This is a genomic window from Pontibacter sp. Tf4, assembly GCF_014212495.1.
Classification (GTDB): Bacteria; Bacteroidota; Bacteroidia; order Cytophagales; family Hymenobacteraceae; genus Pontibacter.
Window position 1 is genome coordinate 1 of the sequence record NZ_JACKZC010000013.1, and the last position, 24,064, is coordinate 24,064.

Sequence of the window (24,064 nt, forward strand, 5' to 3'; positions counted from 1 at the left end):
AGGGCGCCATATAAACGCCGCCACCTACCATCGGGGCCATCCAGCTTTTGGCTCCTTCGGCATAAGCATCCATCGCTTTTGCGCGGTAATTGTACTGCTGCAACATCGGGTTATTAGCACTTATCCGCTGCAGCACACTGTCCAGGTTTATTGTTTGCTGTTGCTGGGCCAGCACCGGAGCACTGGCCAGCAACATTACAAACACAAACAACCAACTTAATTTCTTAGTGCTTAACATCGTATACATCTAGTTTACCGTGTTTCTTTAACTCATATTCTTTCATCATTTCAAACACCACCGGCGTTACCAGCAGAATGTGAATGGAAGAGGTAAACACTCCTCCAATCAGCGGAAGCACAATTGGTAACATCACATCGGTGCCCACGCCAGTCGCCCAAAGCACCGGAATCAGGCCAAACAACGAAACCGAAACCGTCATGATCTTGGGGCGAAGGCGTTTTACAGCACCTTTAAATACAAAGTCGCGGATGTCCTGTTTGGTTATCGTTTCGCTGGAGTTGCCTTTCAGGTCGGTCAGTTCTTTCATAGCTTCGTTCAGGTAAACCACCATCAACATACCTGTTTCTATGGCCATTCCAAACAGCGCAATAAAGCCCACTGCTACCGCCACCGACAGGTTCACGCCATAGAAGTAAACGATAAATACGCCGCCAATAAGCGCAAATGGTATCGTTATCAGGCTAAAAAAGGCCTCTTTAAGAGAGTTGAATGAGAAGTAAAGAATAAAGAAAATGATGAGCACCACCAGCGGAATGATAAGTTGCAGTGTTTGGGTAGCACGCACCTGGTTTTCCCACTGGCCGCTCCATTCCAGGTAATAGCCGTTTGGTATGCCGGTTACTTCATTGCTTATCTTCTCCATCGCTTCCTTCACGGTGCTGCCCAGGTCGCGGTCGCGCACGTTAAAGAGCACGGCTCCGCGCAACTGCGCATTCTCAGAGTTGATCATCGGCGGACCGTCTGTAAAGCGTATAGTTGCTACCGAAGACAACGGTATAGTTCCGGATGCTGCCGTCTGGATCGGAATGCGTTGAATGCGCTCTACGCTGTTGCGGTATTCCTGCGCCAGACGCACGTTAATTGAAAAGCGCTGACGACCTTCGATAGTGTTACCAATGGAGGTTCCGCCCAAAGCAGATTCCACGATCATGTTCACGTCATCTACCGTTAAACCATAGCGGCCCAGTGCTTCGCGGTTAATGTCGATCTCCAGGTATTTACCACCCGTAATAGGCTCCACGTACAGGTCGTTCACACCCGGCACGTCGCGTAAAGCTGTTCTTACTCTCTCAGAAACCGAGGCAATCGAATCCAGGTTCTGGCCATATACTTTCACGCCTACGTCGGTACGGATACCGGTTGCCAGCATGTTTATGCGGTTGATGATCGGTTGGGTCCAGCCGTTTACCACGCCCGGTATCTGCAGTTTTGTATCGAGTTCCCGGATGATGTCCTGCTTTGTAATGCCCTCGCGCCATTTAGATTGCGGTTTCAGCATGATGATGGTTTCGATCATACTGATAGGGGAGTTGTCGGTGGCTGTACTGGCCCGACCAGCTTTACCTAACACGCTCTCTACTTCCGGCACCGATTTGATGATCTTATCCTGCACCTGCAGAATGCGCTTGGCTTCGGCATTGGAAATATCAGGCAAGGTTACCGGCATGAACAGGATAGAGCCTTCATCCAGTGGCGGCATAAATTCTGTCCCTAAACTAAACAGCATCGGTATGGCAACCAGCAAGGCAAGTATGTTTACGCCTATCGTTGTTTTGCGCCAGTTCAGGCACCAGCGCAGCACAGGGCCATACACGTACTCCAGGGCCCTGTTTATAGGGTTGGCGTTATCTTCCTTAAACTTCCCTTTCAACAAGAAGGAGATAAGTACAGGTGTAAGCGTAATGGCTACGATGGCATCAACTATAAGAATAAAGGTTTTTGTCCAGGCCAGCGGTCCGAATAGCTTGCCTTCCTGGCCGGTAAGCAAAAACACTGGCAGGAACGACATGATAACGATTACGGTACTCCAGAACACGCTTGGCCCCACCTGTTTGGCAGCCTTCTCTATGATCCGGATTCTATCTTCTTTTGATAATTTCATGTTGATTCAATTTTGAATAACTGAATGATTACTCTTCTTCTATCCATTGTTTGCCTTTCTGGGCATCTGCCAAATGCCGGTAAGCATTTTCTACCATCACAATCGCGTCGTCCACGATCACGCCTATAGAAAGGGCAATACCGGTTAGCGACATGATGTTGGAAGAGATACCAAACGCATTAAGAAGTATAAACCCGATAGCAACCGAAAGCGGCAACTGGATAAGTATGACCAGCGCACTTCGCCAGTGGAACAGGAACAGGAACACGATCACAGAAGCAACCAGCATTTCCTCTATCAGCGTTTTCTTGATCGAGTCGATGGATTCATTAATTAGGCCGCTGCGGTCGTACACGATGTTGAATTTCACGCCTTCCGGCAAGCCTTTCGCTACTTCTTCCATCTTCACTTTCACGTTGTCGATCACTTCGTCAGCGTTCTCGCCGTAGCGCATCACAACAATACCGCCCACTGCTTCGCCTTCGCCGTTCAGGTCAAAAATACCGAGGCGGCTTTCACCGGTCATCTGCACAGTAGCTACATCGCGCACCCGCACCGGAATGGTGTTATTGGTGGTAATAGCAATGTTCTGTATCTCTTCAGCAGACTGTAGATAACCGGTGGTTTTAATGATGTAGCCAATATCAGAAAGCTCGAATTTGCGTCCGCCTGCTTCATTGTTATTAGCCCTGATGGACTGAATGACCTGCGGAACGGATAGCTTGTAGTAGGTTAGCTTGTTAGGGTCTAAGGTGATCTGGTACTGCTTCTGGAAACCACCGAACGACGCCACTTCACTGACACCTTTCACATTCTGCAGCCCGAATTTAACATACCAGTCCTGGATAGCGCGTTGCTCGCCAAGGTCCATGCCGGGCGCATCTAAGGTATACCATAAAATGTGGCCCACACCCGTTCCGTCCGGGCCAAGGGTAGGAGCGACGTCTTCAGGAAGCATGTTGCCGACAGAACTTAAACGCTCCAATACCCGCTCACGGGCCCAGTAAACGTCTGTGTCATCCTCGAAAATGACATAAATAAAGCTCATCCCAAACATTGAGCTGCCGCGCACATACTTCACCTCGGGCAGGCCCTGCAGGTTGGTAACAAGCGGATACGTGATCTGGTCTTCGATGATCTGCGGGCTACGGCCCATCCACTCGGTAAAAACGATCACCTGGTTTTCAGACAGATCGGGGATAGCATCCACCTTGTTTGTCTGTACCGAGTATAAGCCCCAACCGAACAGCGCAGCAGAAATGAGCAGCACGATGAACCGGTTACGGAGCGAAAAGGAAATTAATTTCGCAATCATGTACGTATAAGATTAACCTTAACAGGAAATTGAGAAGCCACAGGAGAGTGGCAAGTATAAGTGGCCGCCAACAACTAAAGTATAGCCTGAGTAGTCCATACCTTTAAGAAAAGACACAGCTACGCCAGCCAAACGATGGCATCCGAAACTATAAGGTTATAGTAAGAAAGATTGTACCAGCACCGGTATGTCACGGGCCAGCGGGGGAGCTTTGTAAAAAGCGTAAGCAGGCTTAAGGTCCGCCTCAAGAGCGAAGAACTGAAGTATAACGGCTTTAAAAGCAGCTACAAATTTCAGGTCTAAGGTTTTAGCCAGCAGCTGCGCTTCTGTCGCAGCAGAAGCTTCCGAGTGTTCGAAAAACAGCTTGTGGTCATCACAGCAATCTGCTGTATCGCCAGTAGATGAAACCTGGTGGCAGGGTGGCAGCGTTTCTTTTTGCTGCTCCATCGGGCAGTCCGCTTTGGCCCCAAAAAAAGCAAGATCTTCTAACTCACCGCTGCACAAGTGCATGCCCACCGAAATGCCTGTCGAAGAGACAAGCACCAGCAGGGTTAGGGTGAGTAATAGGATCCGCTTAAGTAGCTTCATGGTTTATGTTATGCTTCGGCAAAGGTAGTAGCAAACGCGTAATTACTTTTACAGAATTCTAAAAAACTTTTACATATTCATGGAGAGCTGCTTTCTTTTTATCGTGCCAGAGGTTTATAAAATGCTTCTAATCAGTAAATAGAGGCAAATGCTTTCTAATTATCTCCACGTATAGATTGTCTTCATTTTTGCACAAATCAGCGAAAGCCAATAGGAAAGCTATATTAAAACCTACTGTTCGAAGGTGGCTTTATTACCGTTTGGGAAGGCTTATCTACAGCAGCTTTTGTCTTCCTGGATAGGTGGACACGGCACGGTGCCGTAGCTGCAAAACACGCAACAATCTCCCGGCTTGGGCTTCAAAATAACGTCACATTGTTGGCATTGATAGAAGTACTGGCAAGCGTCTGTAGGCATTTGCTCTTCTTTCTGGTGCCCGCAACTAGGGCAGCTGGTAGGATAGAACCTCTCTTTTTTGAGTAGCTGTAAGAATCTCTTCCAAGCTATTAGGAAGAACTGAAAGAAAACAACGCATTTTTAGAGTCTGGGCTTCCGCTAAAAATATATGTTCGTCATTTGGGAAGACATAATACTTGATACCCGACTTTACCATCAAGCGTCGCTTGTAATTCATCATAGTTTCTCTGGAGTTCTCACCTTCACCAGATGGCCAATCTATGATGGCTATTGGCTCATTTTTGGCATTGCAGATGGTAAAAGTTACCCTCGTCTTCAGAAAATAATCAAACCATGTATCGTCTTTGGTAGGATAGAGTGGCGAAGTATGATGGATGAAGGTAGAGGGCGCCAGATTTGGATAAACTCTTGGAAAGTAGGCCAGTAGTTTTGAGAAAAAGTCATACTTAGGGTGGTTGACGTTAATGACTGGCCTAGTATAGGTATGTTGTTGTTCGAGGGCAAACAAAATCTTATAGTTGATACGCAAGTAATCAGTACAATCATCACAGTTTACGGCATGTTCGCCTGCTGTGCGCAAGGCAATCAACGCCCGGCGATTAGCTACAGGAATGGGGTTATGACAGAGGCTACACGAGATCTCAGCCTTACAGCCCAGCGCTATAGTGTGCTCCACGTTGGTAGGGTCGCAGCGATGCTGGTTGGCCAGCCCCTCTAAGGTATAAGTAAAAGATGTTTCCTGTTGCTGGGTTTTTACAAATGACCAGTATTGCCGGCACATTTCCTGAATGCGCTTGCTACTTTTTCTTTTGAAAGTCAGTTTTGGAAGTTGCTCAGTCATCATGTCCTATTGTAGGGTGGCACAAAGTATTGTAAAGATAAGCACAACTTCTTTATAATGACATATATGTCATTATAAAGAAAGCCATGTTTTTACAGCTTGCATCTTAGGATGGCAAGACTTAGAAACGAACAGCTCATCAAGGCCACGGCGGCACGTCTTAAGCGACTCAGGGAGGGCAAAGGTGTCACGCTTGAAGCTTTTTTTCATGATACGGGCATCCACCTGGCACGGCTTGAGTCAGGGCGCGCCAATATTACGCTTTCTACTTTAGAAGCTGTTTGTAACTACTTTGGAATCTCGCTTGCTGAATTCTTTTCCGATGGGTTTGAAGAAGTGGCACCTGCAGGTGATGCATAAGATTAGATAGCTGCTGATAAAAGCTTCTCCTTGAAGCATAGCCACTAGCGTTTGGTGCAAGTGGCGCTTGCACAAACACCAGTAATCCGATTATAAGACTTTAAGCTATGAACTAGACGCCTTAATTACCCTATATTTTCAGAATTATAGTCGTTTCTAGTCTAAACTGTTTCTCCGCCTTATAATTATTCTTATGTTAAATAAGATTGAGGATATGTCAGAAAGGTACATTATCAGGTTCTGCCATATAACTAGCTAAATAATCCTTATTTAAAATATTACCCATAAATTGCTTGGCTTTCTCACTTTCCACTATAATCTGATTGGTATTTTCAGGTAAAGATAGTTTTAATGCGATAGATTTTCTTTCCGCTTCTTTGTCATCGTTCCATACAGGTCCTACACAAAGCAATCTAACATGGCTCTTTTGCTTCAGTGCCTGTGATAAAATTACATTGACATACTCATCTGCGAACGAATACCCAATTGTCACAATCAGCTTTGCATCATTAATGCAGGCCCTTCTAAGTTCAGATGAATAGTAAAAGTAGGGATCAACAGATGTCATTTTATGCTGTATCCCAAAAATTAGTTCCGGATCATCCACAGGGTCATCACTTATATAGAGCTTCTCATTCTCTGTGTACCAATCAATTGATCCATGCAACTTGTACAGGAAGAAGTGCTTGCCCTCCGTATTCTCAAAATTTGAAAAGTGCCAATCTCTGGTTCCTTTATTGAACCCTACCTCTACGTTCCGAGTTCGACCTACTACTCTTTCAAAACACAGATCATAATTCAAAGTAAAGACTTTAATGAGTTCGCCTATTTCCCCTTGTAGACTGTCAAACGCTTCATAATAGCTGGCATTGTCATAATTCTTGATTCTCACCCACTCATTCAGTTGCTTCCTTATCAGGTTTTTTAACTTTGTGATATTGCCAAAATTGCTGCCAGCTAAGTCTAACAGACGGATATTCCATGCCCCTATGAAGGGATACATGATATTCTTGTCTCGTTTCTCTATCTCTGTAATTACAACAAGCAGTTTCTCTACATTGAAGGTCTCTCCGAATCTACCAAATATACCGTCAGAGTAATGAATACTACTTTTTAGATAGTAGTATAGATCCTTATACTGTTGCCACTCTTCCTTTTCATCAATCAATTTCTCTATGTGGGTTACCATATGATTAGAAATAGGAATATTGGCGTCTACGCTGGCACCAGCGCCAAATAAAAAGAGCAGATGCTCACCTTTGATCTCCATAGTCACAGTTTTTACAAGAACCAAGGTCTGTCATTTGAGATGGCCCCTTCGTTATACTCCTCTAACTCCTCGAAAGCCTTTGTGTATTCTGTAATGATTTTAGAATAATAGATTGATATTGGAACTGATCTAGAGTTGAAACCTCTCCAATTTGCACCCGATAAATTCAGTACATCCTGAAGGTAATCCCGACTATTGGGCTCACTATTATCCGTAAGATTCAGAAACTCTAAGTGAACCGGGTTGGACAATCTCTTATCAACCACCTCTTTACCGTAGAGAAGTCCTTCGAACCATATGAGAAACTCTCTCTTAGAAAGCTGCACGTAGCTACTCTCATAGGGAACTAAGGTATTATGGCTGCTATAACCAAAGAACTTGTTATCCAAGTTAATTTTTATGGCTACAAAGTTCATCTGTTTAACTTGCTCTACAGCCTGAGTTAAGGCCTTTATTTCAGACCGTTTAATTTTGAAAGGGAGATGTAATACGCAAGTTTTATAGCTATCGAATTTACCAGACTGTAAAAGGATGACTAGATTTTTCTTCAACTGCTCTAAGTAAGATTCTTCTTCAACAGCTTCAGCCAAAATATCTAAACTTTTGTAGAGCCCGCTTGAGTCCAAGCAAACTGTATAAGCAAAATATTTCGTGGTCTTTTTTGTTTTAGGATCTCTTTTGTGTGAACTGCCTATCCCCAGTATCAAGCAGTTGCTGTTATTTGGCTTTACTAGCCAAGGAATGCCTCCCAACTTTGAGAATATCTGCAACGCAAGATTAGATGTCGACCACTTAAGGGCATTTTTAGCGCCAAGTTTCCTGTAATTTACCACCTGCAGTGCAATATTCTCTTTTATAAAATGATACTTCAAAAAGTAGTAATTCTCTGATGCTGTTTCATCCTTGTCTTCAGATGAGTAATCTTCAATGTAGATACCTATAAACTTTGTTTCGGGGCTCTGTCGCTTAAAGTCTTTGACTTTTTCTACAGCTTTAAGCAAAGCCTGTTTGCTGTAATCTTCAAGCTGTATACGTTTGACACTATCAAGTCCAAAATCAAGCTTAAACATGATCTCTAGTCCTGGAAATGTACCGGGGTTAAGTTTCCCAACTAGGCTCAAGTATAGATCATTCGCAAAGGACCTATATTTGTCTTCGAAAATAAAGATAAATTGCGTGCTTGCGCTCACTCGTTTATAGGGGCCGTAGTTTCTTATACCCTGAAATTGAGAGTAAGAAGTACTGCTATGATGAAACATGTATTCCTTTTTTCCTAATTGCATGCACTGCATGGCACATAACGCGTGGCTTACTGTTATTTCCAAATCATCGGTGATCGGGAAACTCTGAAAGTCATTGTAAGCGCTTCGAAGAAAAGATTGTAAAAGACGGTATTTGTCAGTGTAATAGTTCTTGTTACTGTTACCTGCTTTATCTAAACTTAAGCTTAGCTTTTGTACTTCTTTATCAAAAGGCACATCTGCATTTTTAATAAACTTATAATCAACAAGAAACCCATATTTACCCTTTGACTCTAAAAAATAGGGCATTAAAAATATGACTCTACGGCCATGGCTGAGCTCATCTAATGTAAACTCAATTCTATCCCCATTATATTTAGACTCCGCTAGATTAAACGGTAAAGATGAACTCTTTCGGAGTTGATCAATTAGTTTTACTGTTAAGAGCTTCTTCGTTAAATCGCGAGATTCTAAAAAGAACACATCGTAAGGTTCAAAACCTTCTCTTTGATGAAACGAGATCAAATATCCGGTTCTATCTCTCGAAGCATTTTTATCAGTTGGCAGTGAATATGTGTAGAGCGTGTCATCATTGACAACTGTATCTGTTCTCAGTTTTCTATAAACTCGGAATGAGAAGTCACGCTGCTCTATCGGTAAAAAGTTTAGCTTAATCTCTGCCATCAATTTCAGTTCTTATTGAAGATATGTTTCTACTTGTTTTAATCCTTGTAAGGGTTAAGCAGATAATTGTGCCTCTAAATAGTTGCCTTTCCCCATAGCATTGCTAAGCATTGACTTTATAAGGTACACTTTTATTCACACTACCTAGAGGTATACTCCATCAAGGCCTTCCCTTTTTCGGTTGTGTAGTACTGTTGCTGTGGACTGCTCAACTTATCCTTGATTGTCCGGTCCAGTAGGCCTAGCTCAAGCAATGGATCAAAGTACCTTCTTGCGTTGTCTGTGTGGTTGGCTAATCCCAATCCTTGCTCCAGTATCTCTTTTCGCTTTACTGGCTTGGTTGCAAACTCTAGCACCTTCATTAACTCCTCTCCTATTTCATTTACCATGCTCTCCAAATCTGAATTTGCATCTGCACCAGTAACATATCTGAAAGCTTCCACAATTTTATGTTTGTGCTTAGCTTGGTCGTTAGCTTGGTCGCTGCCTTGGTCGTTAACGACTAAGCTTGCACCTAAGAAAGCCTGATGGCAAAAGATCTCAACCTCAAAGAAAGAACGGCTGTCGTCAGTCCTGAAGGACGGCTCAGGGGAGCCGTTGGCATAAAGCGTTCGTTTGATGGTCGGTATGCCCGTCGCCCTGCCCTCTGTCAGGTCAAGTTCTTTCAGGAAATCGCCTAGTCGGCGGTTCCGGTAGCGCCGCGGCCTGATCCTGCCAGTGTCCAAGTCTTCCTGCCGGATAGAGCGGTCCGGACCACCGTAATTCAGGATGACGATGGATGCCGGTGTGATGCGTATCTCGACCTGCTCCCGTACCTGGTAGTCCCGGTGATAAAGCGCATTGGCGATTGCCTCTTCCAGGGCGGCGTAGGGGTAGTTTGAGATACGGACCGACTCAGCCCTGCCCTGCTGCTTGATGACCTTTTCCTGAAGGAAATTCGTTTTGAGCAGGTCCAGCGTCCTGCGGATCATCGACGGCACAGGCCCTGTTATCCTAGGGAACTCCGTGAACTCCGGATAGCCCTCCCCTTTCGGGAAAGAAACCACATCCACCCAGGTGGCTGGGAAGAATCTGTCAGGCTGCTCGTTAAACATCATCAGGGCCACATTTTTGGGGAAACGATGCTCCGGAGGGCCTTCAATAAGTAGCATTTGCTCCAAAACATCGACCTTATCCATCATCCCTGTCAAATTATGTAGCCTGCTGCCGACCTTCCTTAGATGATCTTCCACAAGCACCATAGAGATGTCGTCTAGGCTCGCCTGCGTGTTGGCGCGGTCATCGAAGGGAACCTGGTTGGCCAGGCTGATAAGCTCCTGCTGCGTCTCCTGGTCTGCCCTGACGGAGCTTGCGTATCGGCGCACATAGTAGGCATACCTCTTCTGGTTGGCGGTAACCTGCTCGGGCACTTCGTAGGGGCGGCTAGAGCCGCCGGGAACCCAGATAATAAGGATCTGCTGCCCATCCACTTCCTCTATGAATACCTTGGGGTTATAGATTGGCCTGATCAGGTTGTTGAACCCGATCATCTTCTTCTGTATTTCGGCAATTTCGGCAGAAGCCAGCCCTTTCACCGGGCGCTTTGCCACGCCGTCCTGCTCCACGATTCCCACAATGATGTAGCCGCCGCCGGCATTGTCAAAGTCATTGGCAAAGGCGCAGACGGATCGGTAAATGGCATCGGGGTTCCAGCCTTCCTTGAACTCAATGCGGTCTGACTCTACGGAGCGGTGGTGCAGCAGGTCTTCTATGTTTACGTGTAGCGGCATAAGGTAAAAGTAACACCAACGGACCGGATGAGCAACTATTGAAGATGCGCATTTCAGAGTAGGCAGTAGTTTCGCTAGCCGCCGCTGCTACAGTCAAGGAAGGCGCCTAATTTCTGTAGCATCACCCTGCTTTATTTACAGGGTCATTTGTGGGGTCACTTACAGGGTTATTTTCATTTAAAGTGTTACTATCACTATAATCAGACAGCGCGAGCAGGAGATCTGGGGACGACAAAAAAGCGATGAAAATGAAGTTATCAAAAAAATGTTTGCCCCAGCCCCCTTTTTCTTGATCGCCTGAGCGCGAGCGCCGGACGGATGGCGCCGCATCCGCAGTTTGCGTGATGCTTGGCCGGTAAGATCATGGAGCGGAAAAGGCGGTGGCGCGGTGGGAAAATGTACATGTTTACGGCCGGCACGGCCGTTGCGGACAAAGTCCGCCGCTGTCAGTGCGCATCGGAATTAAAGCATGTAAGTCACTGTGCGCCAAGCGCTACAAAAGCAGTAACTGGTAACATTTGCAGCATTTTGTAATATGTGCAACAATTGCTGCCGGTTACAGCAAATGCGGAGCAAAAAGCGGTAACCGTTTCTGCAGCGGCGGCAGATCACCTCGCAATTCCGTACTTGCGGACTAACTAATTAGCAAATTTCCTAAATCGCTGTGCGCCAAAGCAATGCATGCTTCAATGGAGTCCGCATGCAGCAGGCAGGTTACCGCTAGAAAATACCGGTTACCGCTGTGCCGTTTGCGTCTGTCGCGGCGGCGTGAATGCGCAGAAACGGAACGCGGAACGGCCGCTTTTGCGGAAAGACAGAAACATGCAACTCGCTGAGCGCCAAGCGCCACAAAGTGTAACGGCGGCACCACAATATGTCGTGACACCGCCGTAAACTGTCGCGCCTGCATTTTAGTCCGTAAGGGCGCGTATGCAGCGCCGCAACACCGCAAACCAGACTTTTTCGGTCAGTGCGGAATGCGCCGGAAGTTCCGTCAACCGCAATGCCAGGACGGAATCCGTGTTTGCGGCCGCAGCTACATCAAGAATCAGCCTTGCTAGCAGGGTTACTTCGCCCGTAACGTAAACTGTGGTTTACAAAAACCTGCTTCTTTGTAAACCACAGTTTACATTACGCTTGTGATGGTAAGCAGCAATCCGGCTACGCTTCAGCGCGGAAATATAGATCAAGGCATTTTGTCAAGTTTAACAACAGAAAAACTTGACAAAATGCCTATGTGCCAACCGTAGTCGGGCGCACGTTTTATCCGACATTTATCCGACATAAGCCTCCTTTATCCGACAAAAGGCGGGCTGCTCGAACCGCATCCGGTCAACAGATAGGTTGACGGAGTGCGCCTTCCGGTCAACATATCCGTTTACTTTTCCGGTACTTTCCGCCGCAAAGGGACTCCTTGTATCCAGCAAGCTCTATATTTTCTCCCGCTTTTTTCCTATACTGCATCCTGTAAAAGATCAGTCCACCGGAAAGCAAACGACAATACCCGCATGAGCCTTGCCCCTACCCTAGCCATCCAAAACTTCATCGCCCGCTGGAAAGCTTCCGGTGCTTCGGAACGCGCTAATTACCAGTTGTTTTTAACGGAGCTGTGCGAGTTGCTGGGCGTTGAAAAGCCGATGCCGGCCACCGACAAGGTACACGAAGCCAACTATACTTTTGAGCGGCCTGTGGTGTTTGATGACGGTGAAGGCAGGACGAGCACCAACTTTATTGACCTTTACAAAAAAGACTGCTTTGTGCTGGAAGCCAAGCAGGGCGCCGACAAAGCAACTATAACCGAAGCAGAACTACTGGGCGCTGAACGGGCAAAGACCAAAACCGGAACCGCCACCCGCGACACCCGCACCTGGGACCGCGAAATGAAAAAGGCCAAGGAACAGGCCCTACGCTTACTCTTTTAATTCTGATAAAGTTTTACAAATCCACGATTACAAAAGGTTATGGTTATCTGTGCTGCTAGGTTCTACTTATTAATAATAAAGACAACCTATAATCATTAACTGATATAAGACAGGCAGAGCACTTCGATTTGATGCACTAGCACGTTGCGACTCCAGCTATTAATGCAGCCTGCTAAATGTTAAATATTGTTCTTCTTAATATTTAAGTTTATCTGAGACTGTGATGTGGTGATACCAAGCAATTTGTGCAAGAGGTGCTTGCACAACTGAACCAGTTTCTGGACTTGCAGGTAATGAGCTATTTTGTGCAAGTAGACCTTGCACAAAGTCAGGCCAGGCTTCGGCAAAGGCGCGCATGTACTTTAAGTTACGTGCCGACATGCCTTTCATATCCGGAAAAGCAGTTCTTGAATCAGTCGCTAGCCACTCGGTTACTTTTGCCACCACCCTTCCTGGTGCTGCTGTTGCAGAATGGCATGGGAGATCTTCCAGTATAGCTCCAGCATCTGGGCATTTACAGTAAGAACAGCCTGCACGCGGACTGCCTTGATTTCTTGTTTTAGCTGCTCGACCAGCTCCCGGTTAGTTGTGCGTTTCCATCTTTAACACCGTAGCCACATGCCAATTAAAGATAGAACAGGCGTGGAGTTGATAAGTTCTTCAAAGCAATAGTTACTCCTGTTCATTTGTAAAGGTGTACTGCAAATTGGGACAATTGAAGCTCAGGTTATCAGCTTCGATAAAACAACGTAGGCTTATTTTACTTAAAGTAATACTTTAAATGAATACAGTATTACATTAGCAATGTATATGTTATATATTAGTATCTTGACCCTAAGCTGGTTCTACTCATCATATGAATAGCAGCTAAATTTAAAAGAGCCTCTAGATGCCAAATACTGCTATTCTGAAATAATTCCATAAATACTATATAATTAATCTGTAATAATTACGTAATTTGATAAATTTTAAGAAAAGCCTCCACCCCTATGCCTAAATATAGCCGCGAAGAGTTTCCTGCAAACTCGATTGTATATGAGAAAGTCTGCCCCTATTGTAACCAAGACTTTTGGGCCAATAAACCCCGTGCTATTTACTGCTCGGATAAGTGTAGGGTATATGCCAATAAAGCAAAACGGGAAGCGGACATGCCCAAGGTCTTAGCTGGAAATTCGTTGGAAGTAGAAGGTAGAAAAGGCTTGGAGCCTATGCTTGTTGGAGCAGGCAGAGACTTACGCTTGGTGTACTACAATCCTTACCGCCAAAAACGAAAGCAGTTAGACCCAGACGATACCTTTGGCAAAAAACACCTTAGTGGCGAACACCCAAGAACACTTGAAGAAGTGGTCGACTTTCATATGCTCCGCATTCAAGAGCATGAATACTATTACAAAAGTCTGAAAGATCTTTACTTAGCAGATTTCAATGCCGACAAGACAAAGCTAACGGATCGTGAACGGTATTTTCTGCAGGAAGAAAAATCAAAGGTAGACATGAACATTGTAGGCATTCGTAAGCGCATCCAACACATCCGAGAAAAAAGCCAGGATCCGGACTATATACCTTGGTAATGCCTTCGGCATCTGCTGCTGTGATAGTAGTATGGTTTTACACGTTAGATTCTTAGATGTCCAACAAAACGAGGGTTTTGTGAGATGTATTTAACGGATTGGTACATGAGGTTAGCGAGGCATCAGCCGAGTCTTTGCTCATGTACTGGGTTAGCAAAGGATATTCTTCGTAGGTGAATTAAAAAATCTTTTTGTCGAACCTTCCCTCTGTGACACGTACAGTGCCACAACTTGGATGAGTTATTGTGAAGTCAAACTTACCAGCAATGATACCATTCTGGAGGTCCAGCTTTGTTATTTCCAGCGTGCCATCTACTTCTCCCTCATTCCCTTCGTACACACATTCCTCCCTTTCAAATAAAACACTTCCAGCCTGAGGGTTCCCCAAGTTATAGCTACCTGTCCCATCCACTTGAGTCATAAATATTACCATAAATTCGTGAGAGTCGGGGTTTTCCTCTACCCGATATGCTCTGATAGAAATCGAACCTCCTTCGAAACCAGTATCGAAAAGCACGTCCAGATTGGGTTGAAAGAAGCTCGTTCTACCTTTTGGCAACCACACCTTACCGTTTACCTTAGCCCCAAAGGTATTCTTACCTTCCATAGTAGCCGCTGGAAGCACCTCTTTAGGATTTGCATCATCCTTTTTACAGGAAGAAAAAGACAGAAAGACAAAAGACAGAAAGACAATAAGGAAACGTAAGGGTAAAGCTTGTGTTTTCATAAAGTATAGGTAAGAGTTACATATAATTTTTATTCTTTGCCAACGTGCTGGTATAGCAGAGGCGAGGCGTAAGCCGAAGCATGACTGCTATATTTGGTTGGCATAGGTTTTTCTTCCTTTTTAGTTACACGGTAAGTTATATGCCTTTACAATTTTTACTTCATTATTTTCTTTTGCTAACAGGTAAACAGAATAATCTTCAACCATAATGAAGTTCTTACCTTCAAAAAGAAAATCCTTCTTTTTTCCACTCGGACGGCTAACCTGTGACAGGTCTGTTGAAGTGAGGTAAAGCATATTATTGATATAAAAATAACCTTTATACCCCTTACCTATACCACTTGCCATAGTCAGTTCCATTACTTTGTCTGGGAATGAGTTGAGGGTCCAGTGAAGTCCTTGAATTTCGGAACCCATACACTTCTTTTCCAGTGTATTCAAAGAGTCAAGAAGGTAATAAAATGTGCTATCAGTTATCTCAAGTTGAGGCAGGGTAAGGTTTACTTTATAGTTTTCTGTAAAATCTGGTTTTATGTATTTCTTTGCCTTATCTGATGAAGTTGCCTGCTTGTTACCAGCTACAGTATCAGTTTGTAGCTCATCAGAACTTACTGCTGCCACACCTTTGCTTACTTCAGTTCTGTCATCGGGCAGATTTTTTTCACCCCTTGACGACTCGTTATTTGAGCAGCCAAGAGTAAAAGTGCATAGTAATAGTATGTTGAAACAGTTCTTTACGTTCATCAAATTAATGCCGACGTGCTTGTGTATACCTTGTGCGAGGCCATCAGCCGAAGCATAGGGTATAAACTGTGTTACCTAAATTTATTTTTTAAGGCTTTACCATGTTAGTTATTCCATAAGTATAGCTTCCTTTCGGTAGCCTGTCAATAAAGCCTGAGAAAAGTTTAGCAAGACCTAATTCAGTTTGTAGTGTCCGTAGAATTTTCCTAACATTGATAATTTCCATTAAACTACCATTCTGATACTGCTCGTTTTCTGGTTCCCAATATGAGTAAATGCGGTAATTTCCTTGTGTTCCTATCTCGAAGACATAGTTTCTTCCGTCGAACCCTTGAGGGTAGTCTTTAATTTTATCGGAGTCAGGCAGGGTCTCAATGTTCGCGCTGTGGAGCGTATCGATAAGATTTCTTACAGTTAGGGGAGGTATTTTAGTTTTATGTATGAGTGTCTCTTCCTTTGGCTTTTTCCTTGTACCAGAATTTTTAGTTACATAGTTTACTATATGTCCGTCAAATGTGGAGTCATTAAGTTGTACCAGTTCCACTACTTGCATGCTGTTATACCAAATTCGATAAGTCTTTACATGACCTGCCGAATCAAGAGTAGTCATTCCAAGCTCTTTTGCGTCTTTATCAACTATGGTTTTCCAATACGCTTGCCGTTCTGTTATCTGCCCTAACGCAGATAAGCTTACAAGTAGAACTACAATCAATAGAGGAAATTTCATCGTTATAATTTTAGGTAACGGACTTGCCTATAATGTGGCGTAGCTAAATTATAGGCGTTGTTAGACAGTTTTATATTTCTTGATTTAACTACTAACTACATTTTCTTCAGGTATTCTACGGCAGCATTCAGTTGTGTATCCTTGCCTGCTCTCACATCTAATATTTTAGGCTCCACAGGTATAGCTGGCTTAATGCCCACGCCATGGTAGGGGCTACCATCTCTCTTCAGCACCTTCAACCCAGTCCATACTACTTGCAGTCTGCCTGCAGCGGCGAAGTTCATGTCGCCATTGGTAGATGCTGTGTACCAGCCCACAGTTGTGCCTAAATTATAGTGATCAATGATCTCGGCACAGGTTTCACCGTAGCTGAAGGTGCTGTGACCAATCAGGAAGGCCAGCTTTGCCTCAATGTAATTGCTATTTGGCTTGATATGCCAACCTCCTGCCTTTTTATACTGCACACGTTTTTGGTCTGGAAAGGTATAATTTGGAGTCATCCAGTTTCCTGTCTGCAGATCATTCTGGATAAAATAAGGCAGTACCTTCGAGGTGAACGCAGGTGTAGGTCGTAACCTTAGATCGAATACTAGCCCTTTTGCCTGTTTTAGAACTTCCAGGTTATTCTTTATGTCCTTTTCTGTGATTCTGGATGCGTCCAAGTAATATATACCGGACTCCACCTCACTAATAACAGGCACGGCTGTTTTTTGCTTGAAGTGGTAAGCTTTTCCATCAAACTGCACTTCTCTTTTGTTTCCGAGGCTGTCTGAAAGCACCAAGTGAATTGTTTTGTCGCTTGCCAGGTAACTCCCTAACAGCCTTTCACCCGCTAGCAGGTTTCCATTCTGCTCGTTCGCAAAAGAAAGCTGACTTCTTAGCTGACTAACGAGTTCTGTGGCATCAGTTGAATTAATGGTTTCGATAATATCACCCGGATGCAAGTCGGCACCTTCCACATTGACTTTGGTTACTACAAGTTTATTTTCCACCCAACCCGTGCTGATTGCAGGAGCCGTAGACCTATTGTTGTAAATGCCACTCTTGTTGGTATAAGCTAGTACTGCGTGGCCATCTCTGAGAGGGGGAATCATTTTCCTTGCTGCGCTTACAAACTCCCTTTCGCTCATTGAGGAAGACAGGCCGCGCATAGCCTGTACAAACACTGCATCCCAGTCCGACGTCTGATTAAGGTATGGATGAAAGTGCTGGAACACGTTCCAGAAGATGACGATGGTGGCAAGCCTGTCTTGGTGTAAACTCAGGTTGAGTTCATACTTCCTTTTAAGATATTTATAGGCATTGTTGCTGTTGTAGGCATCCGCTGTTAACGTAATAGGAAAAGTGCAGTACAATTCTTGGGTAAGCTGCCCTGTATACAAGCTGTCTATAGGAAGCAGGAAGCCAGCTTTAACCATTTCCAGATAATTCTTTCTGTCTACTTCTTCTGTTGAGCTTTTATAACGCGAGCCCAAAAGGTTTCTGGTGAGAAGCGGCAATTCAGCTTTGTCCTGCCCTAGCCCCTTGTGCAAATTGTAGTAATACTTCCCTGCATCTTCCATTAAGTCAGCCCTTGTCTGCTTTATGTCTTTCCCAGATACGGTAACAGATGCTGTCGACCCACTAAAACTCATGAGGGGCGCAATGGGGGTAAATAGAGCCTGCAGCGCTTGTTGCAGCGCAGCATCATCTTCGGCTTTAAGTACTGTAGAAGCTCCATCCGCTGCGATGTAGCTCCAGTTTATTTTATCTTTCTTCTTTAGGGGGTAGAAGTATTTTACGTACCCGTATGCTTTTGCAAATGCAAACAGATTGCTTATCTGCCTCTCAGAAAGGGAATCTTTAGCGAGAGAAGCGCCATCTTTTTTTGTGTGAAAACTTGAACTCGCCAATGCAGGAAAGGAACATAGCAGAAAAATGATTAACAGTAATAGTGGGAGCTGAAATGGTCTTCGGTTCATTCTCAGGTATTATAGAGGAGCTTTAAGTTTATTTTATTATTCTGTCTAACGTGTTCGTGTATACCTTGTGCAAGGCTATCAGCCGAAGCATAGGGTATAAACCTTGTTGTGTAAAGGAGTTCTTTCTTCAGTCCTGAGTTTTGTTCAAAGCCGTAACTAACTTGCGTTTCAACTGAAACGAGCCTATCACTCGTCCATCTTCTTCTCCTGCAAGCCCATTCTCGTTCACTACCACCTTTTTGATTTTAACCATTAATGTATCTTCAGGTATAGTTCCATCATACATTTTAATAATCCCGTTATCTGACGTACCGTAGAACCCATCCACAGTCCAAAGCTCAAAGTGTCCAAGTTGAGAAAGGTTATCCTTTAGCTTGATGACAATCTGGGTATCATCATCCGAGACCTTATACCTGAGGTCACTTGGGCTATAGTAGTAATACATCTTCTCTGCAAATGCTTCTTGTATTTCAAACTCAATAGAGTCATAAATCAAAACACTTGTCGGTTCGTATTCCCACATAAAGACATCTCTTTTTTTAGATTCTTCTATGCTGGAACTTGAAAAAGGCCCGACCGACTTTACTACAGGATTACAGCTCGTCATAAGAAGAAAGAATATAAGTACAGAAGAGCTTCTGATACAAAACACATCAATTTTCTTATGCGGCTTCTTCTTCATTCTATAATTTCTATTTTATACAACGGCCGCGTACATAAAGCGAGCAAGGTGTAACTGCAGCTTGGTTTATGTGCAGGGTTAGGTGTAGGTATTTTTAAAATATTCAGTTTGAAAAATAAGTGGGCAAATAGTATTGTCAAAAAACATCTAAAGCATCAAAAACTATTATCATTACTCCACAAGCTGTAAGAAAAAAACCACTTAAGTAGATATCAAATTTGGTCAAAAATCTCATATCATTTGAGTCATGTTTATAAAATTTATGGCTAAACATGATCATCAAACCAACGATAATAAATATAATACCGACCACTAAGTTTTTAACATCCATATTCCCCTTTCATCATTGAGCTTACACCTAACTATAGTATAAACGAAAGTCTATTACGTTTATCTGCACTATATGCGAAGGTGGACTTGTCCTTAAAAGTGTCCGATTTTAAAGATCAGAAGGCCATTAAGCCTTCACCTTCCTTTATATTTCGCTTATTCAATATAAGAAAATAAATCAGCTTTACCAGCTCCTCTCCTATTCTTCTTCAGCATTGTACTAATAAAATAGGAATCTTGGGCTCTGGTATTGGCAAAGTGTTTCGATAAGGAACAGATTCTTGAATTTCTATACCATCACTACTATAAAAACCAGCAGCTTTCACTAAGCGGGGAGTTAATACCACTTCAATTCAGTGCAATTTTCCTTAACTACTGCTAGCCGTATGTATCCGTATTATCCGGATATACCCGCGTATACTCGGATACAAACGACTCTAGCTATCAAAAGCGAGCTTTCGCTAAACAGCAGGCTTAAAGTCTGGAGGCTTTGTAGATGCACTTTACAAGATCTTAACTCCTAAAGCAGTGCAATTTTTAATTTTAAAGAAAACAAAATGATCCAATAGCCTTATTGGGTGTTAAATAGACAAGTGGTATAGGCTTAAATTAAACTACAACTGGAGCAACCTGGGAAAGGTAGCGGTAGCAGGTCGCCCTAGAGATATGCAAAATCTTGGCTATTTCTTCAACAGACTTGGTACCAGAGTCAAACAAGATGCGGACTGACTTAGCTTTCTCCATCGCAGCTTTAGATAACCCTTGCGGTCTTCCCCCTTTCCGGCCGCGTGCTTTAGCGGCATCAAGTCCGGCTTTGGTACGCTCGCGGATGATCTCGCGTTCAAACTCAGCCAGGGAAGCGAATATGTTAAAGGTAAAGCGACCTGTTGCTGTAGCGGTATTGATGCCATCCTGCAAGCTCACAAAATCTACTCCCCTTTGCTGAAACTCAGCTACCAGATCGATCAAATCTCGAAGCGAGCGGCCCAGCCGGTCGAGCTTCCAAACTACTACCGTATCTCCAGTTCGGAGCTGAGAGATCATCTTCTCCAGCTCAGGTCGTTCTTTGCTTTTGCCGGACTTTTTTTCTTTGTAGATCTGATTGCACCCGTATTGGGCAAGGGCATCAAGCTGCAATTCTAATTTTTGATCCTGGGTCGAGACCCGGGCATAGCCTATCTTCATAATTTGTCTCAGTAACTCGTCTCAAATATAGGAAAATACTTTTGATTTGTGAGATGGCAATTTGAGAAAGGTTATCAAAGGATATGAAGTTAATGCTGCCTTGGTGAAAATATCTCATAAAACGGAGGTTTTTGTGAGAACGTCTACTAATACCTCGTCCTGAAAAAAGTTGACAGTTTACACTGTTTATCCTACCCTAGGTTGACAGCTGTTACTTAATCCTACCAGCCCTAGGGATAGCAAATAGGGTTTTAAAATGCTTCTTCACAATAGGCTCTACTCTGTGCTAAATAAAATAAAACTTTATCTTCCTATTGATTATTACTTAGGCTTCTGTTTTTCTATCGACAATATAATAAGTCTTTTAGAACCCCTTCAAAACAGCTTTCCTATCTTATGTCTCCACAGACTAGGTGTGTACACGCTTAAATGTAAACGCTAGTCGCTTTCATACTAATTGTTGTGGCAAAGGCTATCTTCGGCACAATAAAGCTAAAGTATAGCATTATTCCATTTAGCTGCATGTTGCAACACCAACTTTCAGATTATCAAATTATTAAGTGCAGATACTCAACCATACAATTCCCCTATATTTGCCCAATGAAATATCTCGGGTATTTCAACTAGTACTGTTCCCCGACCTTTGTATTATCAACCTAAACACCTATATACAAATGAAACACAGTTACATGTCCAAGTGGATTTTTATCCTAACGGCATTTTTTACGTTTACATCCTGCGAAAAAGAACAAGAAATCTTTCCACAAGCAGGAATTTTAAATGCTATTACAGCATCCACCTTTTATGATGAAAGTTTTGAAGGTGTTTACAAAAGCAGCTATACTTCTGCCCCGGTAGCCTTCGCCAATGGTACCTGGAACTTTGCAGATGCTTTAACAGGCAACACTACTTCGGACAGAAAAACAGGCACGCAGTCTGCCCGTGTGCGTAACAGCGGAAAGCTAACCATGTCGTTTGACCTTCCGGATGGTGCCAAGTCATTTAAGATGAGCTATGCCAAGTATGGCACCGATGCCAACACGACGCTGCAGGTATTTTATTCTACCAATAGCGGATCTACCTGGACCAGCGCCGGAACAGCCGTTACGGCAAGCTCTACCAGCCTTCAGACTGTAACTTATACACTTAATGTGACAGGTAAAGTAAGGTTTGAGATCCGAAAAACGGACGGTACCACTAACCGCACAAACGTAGATAACATACAGGTAGAGTCTAACCCTGTAGTTGCCACACCAGATGTGATCGAAGATTACGAGTCAGGCTCTAAAGGCAGTTACGCAGCGGGTTCAGTAACACTTGCTACTGGTAACTGGTACCTGAACGAAGCCCTGATTGGTACGTTAACCGGCGACGCTAAAGCTGGCACTAAATCAGTGCGTATCCGTGACTTAGGCTCGCTGGAAATGCAGTTTGATGTACAGGGTGCCCAATCAGTAAGTATAGCGCACGCGGTTTACGGTACTGATGCGGCAAGCACCTGGCAGTTACAAGCCTCTACCGACAGTGGTACGTCGTGGACTGCAGTGGGCAATACCGTTACGACTTCTTCTGCTACACTTCAGACAGCTACTTTTGCTGTAAACTATACTTCTGCAGTTCGTTTCAGAGTAGTAAAACTATCGGGCAGTGGCCTGCGCATAAACATCGATAATTTTACCATCAGTGGGTCAGCTGCTCCAGGGGGAGAACCAACTAACCCAACTGATCCGGGCACTGGCGGTAGCACAGATACAACTACCTACAGCAGTGTACACCTTACATTTGGTAACCCATCTGGCGCTAAAACCGATGTTGCCTATATCAATAACTACCTGTTGCAGAAATCCCAGTTTGTGATGTCGTATAGCCGCGATAAAGGCACGGCTAACTGGGTAAGCTGGCACCTGGATGAATCGTGGTTAGGCAGCGCGCCTCGCCAGGATGACTTTAGAGCAGACAATACATTGCCAGCAGGCTGGTACCAGGTAGGTTCAACCGATTACACAGGCAGCGGATTTGACAGAGGACATATGAGCCCATCTGCTGACAGAACTGCAACTGTTGCTGATAACTCTGCCACGTTCCTGATGACCAACATGATACCGCAGGCTCCAAAAAACAACCAGGGTGCATGGGCGACCTTAGAAGGTTACTGCCGTACTATGCTTACCGGCGGGTATGAAATCTACATTATCTCTGGTGGATATGGTGTAGGTGGTACAGGCTCTGTCGGCTATGCTACCACTATCGCTGGCGGCAAAGTAACAGTACCTAACCGCACCTGGAAAGTGATCATGATCATACCGGATGGCACCAATGATGTGGCCCGCGTAACTACCGGCACCCGTGTAATTGCAGTAGATATGCCAAACGATCAGGCTATTGGCACTGACTGGAGAGCATACCGTACATCGGTAGATGCCATAGAAGCCAAGACCGGATATGACTTCTTTAGCCTTATAAGTGATAATGTAGAAAACACCATCGAAGCAAAAGTAGATGCATTGTAACGCTTACCAATAACATAAATAATACAAAATCGGCACGCCTTATCAAGCGTGCCGATTTTGTTTCCAAATAGTCCATCACTATTAAGCTTTTGTTTAAATCTATACCTAATTCAATGATATAGTTAAAGAATGCCTATTTAATACTACTATAACAAGTCTAAATATAGAAAAGACACTGACTTGCTTAAAGCCACGGTTTGCTTACGAAGGCATAAAGTTCGGATACAGGTGTCTAAAAAGGAATAGAAAAGTTCATATTATTTAAAATTCTGCGCAGTTAGTAGACGGAATATTTACACCACCGGCCTGCTCATATACCACCTGTGCCCCCAGGTGGCCGGCATAGGCAAGGTAGCTGGAACCAGCAAGCATTAGCGCTACTACCAGTAAGCGCAGCAACATAGGCCATACTTTAAGCAGGTTGAAACTAAGAATGATATTAAGGACGGTAGCCGCTGAAAAGAGATAAGCCATATTAAATGCGGCAATTTCGTGGTCTTTCAGCACGGTAGGGTCACATATTTTCCGGGATACAATGGCATCGGCCATGTCGCCGGTATAAATGCCAAGCCAGGCGGTAAGGCAACCCAGGTAAAGTAAATAAGAACCGGCCTTCTGCCAGAAAGCTTCCTGGTCTCCTCTCAGCAAGAAGGCCACTATTTTGGCTATAGTTGCCAGCAGCAGAATAGCAATCGGGAAGTGTACGCTAAGCGGGTGCCATACTTCAGTCCGCCAGAAGGTCGGTTCACTCATGCTATTCTAAAATTTTAACAGCCACAGGATCCAGGCGCTGGCCGGTTTTTTCTACCTGTACTTCTACTTTACCACCTTCTTTCAGCTGGTCGAAAGGCACCGTCTCTCCGTTTTTGGTAAGCATAGTAGACTCTGTAAAGTATAGCTCCAACAATTTGTTGTCATCCGTTTTAACGTAGATCTCATTTTTTTCAGGCTCTACCTCGTGCAGTGTGCCCTGGTACGTGCCAGACTCTACAACATCGGTTTTTTCCTGGCTGCAGCTATAAAAGAATGGGGCAACTGCTACCAGCGCCGGAAGAAGCATTTTTGTAATTTTCATGTTTTACAGGTTTAGTGTTATG

21 protein-coding genes and 1 pseudogene are annotated in these 24,064 nt (G+C 44.1%); 4 read left to right on the top strand and 18 right to left on the bottom strand.

Annotated features, from left to right (window positions below):
* From H7F15_RS18310 to H7F15_RS18330, 6 genes and pseudogenes are all read right to left on the bottom strand, one after another.
* Positions 1 to 247: pseudogene (locus tag H7F15_RS18310) on the bottom strand (hypothetical protein); the annotation flags it as partial.
* Positions 225 to 2,123 (bottom strand): efflux RND transporter permease subunit, encoded by a 1,899-nt coding sequence (locus tag H7F15_RS18315; protein WP_185198453.1) that lies wholly within the window; start codon positions 2,121 to 2,123, stop codon positions 225 to 227. The pseudogene H7F15_RS18310 and the gene H7F15_RS18315, both read right to left, overlap by 23 nt.
* Before the next feature lie 28 nt (positions 2,124 to 2,151).
* Complete coding sequence (locus tag H7F15_RS18320; RefSeq protein WP_185198454.1) at positions 2,152 to 3,438, bottom strand: efflux RND transporter permease subunit; 1,287 nt, start codon at positions 3,436 to 3,438, stop codon at positions 2,152 to 2,154.
* A 156-nt stretch (positions 3,439 to 3,594) separates the two neighbouring features.
* A complete protein-coding gene (locus H7F15_RS18325; RefSeq protein ID WP_185198455.1) occupies positions 3,595 to 4,026 on the bottom strand; it encodes a hypothetical protein in 432 nt (143 codons plus the stop codon).
* 270 nt (positions 4,027 to 4,296) lie between these two features.
* Positions 4,297 to 4,533: a GDCCVxC domain-containing (seleno)protein gene (locus H7F15_RS19580; protein WP_370523765.1), complete on the bottom strand. Its 237-nt coding sequence runs from the start codon at positions 4,531 to 4,533 to the stop codon at positions 4,297 to 4,299.
* Complete coding sequence (locus H7F15_RS18330; protein ID WP_185198456.1) at positions 4,469 to 5,287, bottom strand: hypothetical protein; 819 nt, start codon at positions 5,285 to 5,287, stop codon at positions 4,469 to 4,471. The genes H7F15_RS19580 and H7F15_RS18330 overlap by 65 nt, the downstream gene beginning before the upstream one ends.
* A gap of 108 nt (positions 5,288 to 5,395) precedes the next feature.
* Between H7F15_RS18330 and H7F15_RS18335 the strand changes: the two genes are divergently transcribed.
* Positions 5,396 to 5,644, top strand: coding sequence for a helix-turn-helix domain-containing protein (locus tag H7F15_RS18335; protein WP_185198457.1), 249 nt, complete (start codon positions 5,396 to 5,398; stop codon positions 5,642 to 5,644).
* Positions 5,645 to 5,861: 217 nt separating this feature from the next.
* Here the strand turns inward: H7F15_RS18335 and H7F15_RS18340 are convergent, their stop codons facing one another.
* The 3 genes from H7F15_RS18340 to H7F15_RS18350 all read right to left on the bottom strand — a co-directional run bounded on the left by H7F15_RS18340 (position 5,862) and on the right by H7F15_RS18350 (position 10,608).
* Positions 5,862 to 6,914, bottom strand: a complete 1,053-nt coding sequence (locus H7F15_RS18340; RefSeq protein WP_185198458.1) for an SIR2 family protein — start codon at positions 6,912 to 6,914, stop codon at positions 5,862 to 5,864.
* Between the two features lie 11 nt (positions 6,915 to 6,925).
* Positions 6,926 to 8,839, bottom strand: a complete 1,914-nt coding sequence (locus H7F15_RS18345; protein ID WP_185198459.1) for a Piwi domain-containing protein — start codon at positions 8,837 to 8,839, stop codon at positions 6,926 to 6,928.
* A 140-nt stretch (positions 8,840 to 8,979) separates the two neighbouring features.
* Positions 8,980 to 10,608: an RNA-binding domain-containing protein gene (locus H7F15_RS18350; protein WP_185198460.1), complete on the bottom strand. Its 1,629-nt coding sequence runs from the start codon at positions 10,606 to 10,608 to the stop codon at positions 8,980 to 8,982.
* Between the two features lie 1,508 nt (positions 10,609 to 12,116).
* Between H7F15_RS18350 and H7F15_RS18355 the strand changes: the two genes are divergently transcribed.
* Positions 12,117 to 12,530, top strand: coding sequence for a type IIL restriction-modification enzyme MmeI (locus tag H7F15_RS18355; protein ID WP_185198461.1), 414 nt, complete (start codon positions 12,117 to 12,119; stop codon positions 12,528 to 12,530).
* A gap of 195 nt (positions 12,531 to 12,725) precedes the next feature.
* Here H7F15_RS18355 and H7F15_RS18360 read toward each other — a convergent pair whose 3' ends face one another.
* A complete protein-coding gene (locus H7F15_RS18360) occupies positions 12,726 to 12,974 on the bottom strand; it encodes a DUF1016 N-terminal domain-containing protein (RefSeq protein ID WP_185198462.1) in 249 nt (82 codons plus the stop codon).
* 545 nt (positions 12,975 to 13,519) lie between these two features.
* Here H7F15_RS18360 and H7F15_RS18370 point away from each other — a divergent pair.
* Positions 13,520 to 14,101: a hypothetical protein gene (locus H7F15_RS18370; protein ID WP_185198464.1), complete on the top strand. Its 582-nt coding sequence runs from the start codon at positions 13,520 to 13,522 to the stop codon at positions 14,099 to 14,101.
* A 178-nt stretch (positions 14,102 to 14,279) separates the two neighbouring features.
* Here the strand turns inward: H7F15_RS18370 and H7F15_RS18375 are convergent, their stop codons facing one another.
* The 6 genes from H7F15_RS18375 to H7F15_RS18400 all read right to left on the bottom strand — a co-directional run bounded on the left by H7F15_RS18375 (position 14,280) and on the right by H7F15_RS18400 (position 20,457).
* Positions 14,280 to 14,828 carry a DUF6252 family protein gene (locus H7F15_RS18375; RefSeq protein ID WP_185198465.1) on the bottom strand — a complete coding sequence of 183 codons (549 nt, stop codon included), beginning with the start codon at positions 14,826 to 14,828 and terminating at the stop codon, positions 14,280 to 14,282.
* A 120-nt stretch (positions 14,829 to 14,948) separates the two neighbouring features.
* Entirely contained in the window at positions 14,949 to 15,572 is a 624-nt protein-coding gene (locus H7F15_RS18380; RefSeq protein WP_185198466.1) for a hypothetical protein, read from the bottom strand.
* A gap of 88 nt (positions 15,573 to 15,660) precedes the next feature.
* A complete protein-coding gene (locus H7F15_RS18385) occupies positions 15,661 to 16,299 on the bottom strand; it encodes a hypothetical protein (RefSeq protein WP_185198467.1) in 639 nt (212 codons plus the stop codon).
* A gap of 95 nt (positions 16,300 to 16,394) precedes the next feature.
* Positions 16,395 to 18,260, bottom strand: coding sequence for a S41 family peptidase (locus tag H7F15_RS18390; protein WP_185198468.1), 1,866 nt, complete (start codon positions 18,258 to 18,260; stop codon positions 16,395 to 16,397).
* A gap of 127 nt (positions 18,261 to 18,387) precedes the next feature.
* On the bottom strand, positions 18,388 to 18,942 hold the full coding sequence (locus H7F15_RS18395; protein WP_185198469.1) for a hypothetical protein: 555 nt from the start codon (positions 18,940 to 18,942) through the stop codon (positions 18,388 to 18,390).
* 939 nt (positions 18,943 to 19,881) lie between these two features.
* Entirely contained in the window at positions 19,882 to 20,457 is a 576-nt protein-coding gene (locus H7F15_RS18400; RefSeq protein ID WP_185198470.1) for a recombinase family protein, read from the bottom strand.
* Between the two features lie 689 nt (positions 20,458 to 21,146).
* Here H7F15_RS18400 and H7F15_RS19585 point away from each other — a divergent pair.
* Entirely contained in the window at positions 21,147 to 22,967 is a 1,821-nt protein-coding gene (locus tag H7F15_RS19585) for a DNA/RNA non-specific endonuclease (protein WP_255481324.1), read from the top strand.
* Positions 22,968 to 23,228: 261 nt separating this feature from the next.
* On the opposite strand, the gene H7F15_RS18410 is transcribed toward H7F15_RS19585, so the two are convergent.
* Both H7F15_RS18410 and H7F15_RS18415 read right to left on the bottom strand, forming a co-directional pair.
* Positions 23,229 to 23,720, bottom strand: coding sequence for a DUF2231 domain-containing protein (locus H7F15_RS18410; protein WP_185198471.1), 492 nt, complete (start codon positions 23,718 to 23,720; stop codon positions 23,229 to 23,231).
* A 1-nt stretch (position 23,721) separates the two neighbouring features.
* Entirely contained in the window at positions 23,722 to 24,042 is a 321-nt protein-coding gene (locus H7F15_RS18415) for a hypothetical protein (protein ID WP_185198472.1), read from the bottom strand.
* Between the last annotated feature and the right edge of the window lie 22 nt (positions 24,043 to 24,064).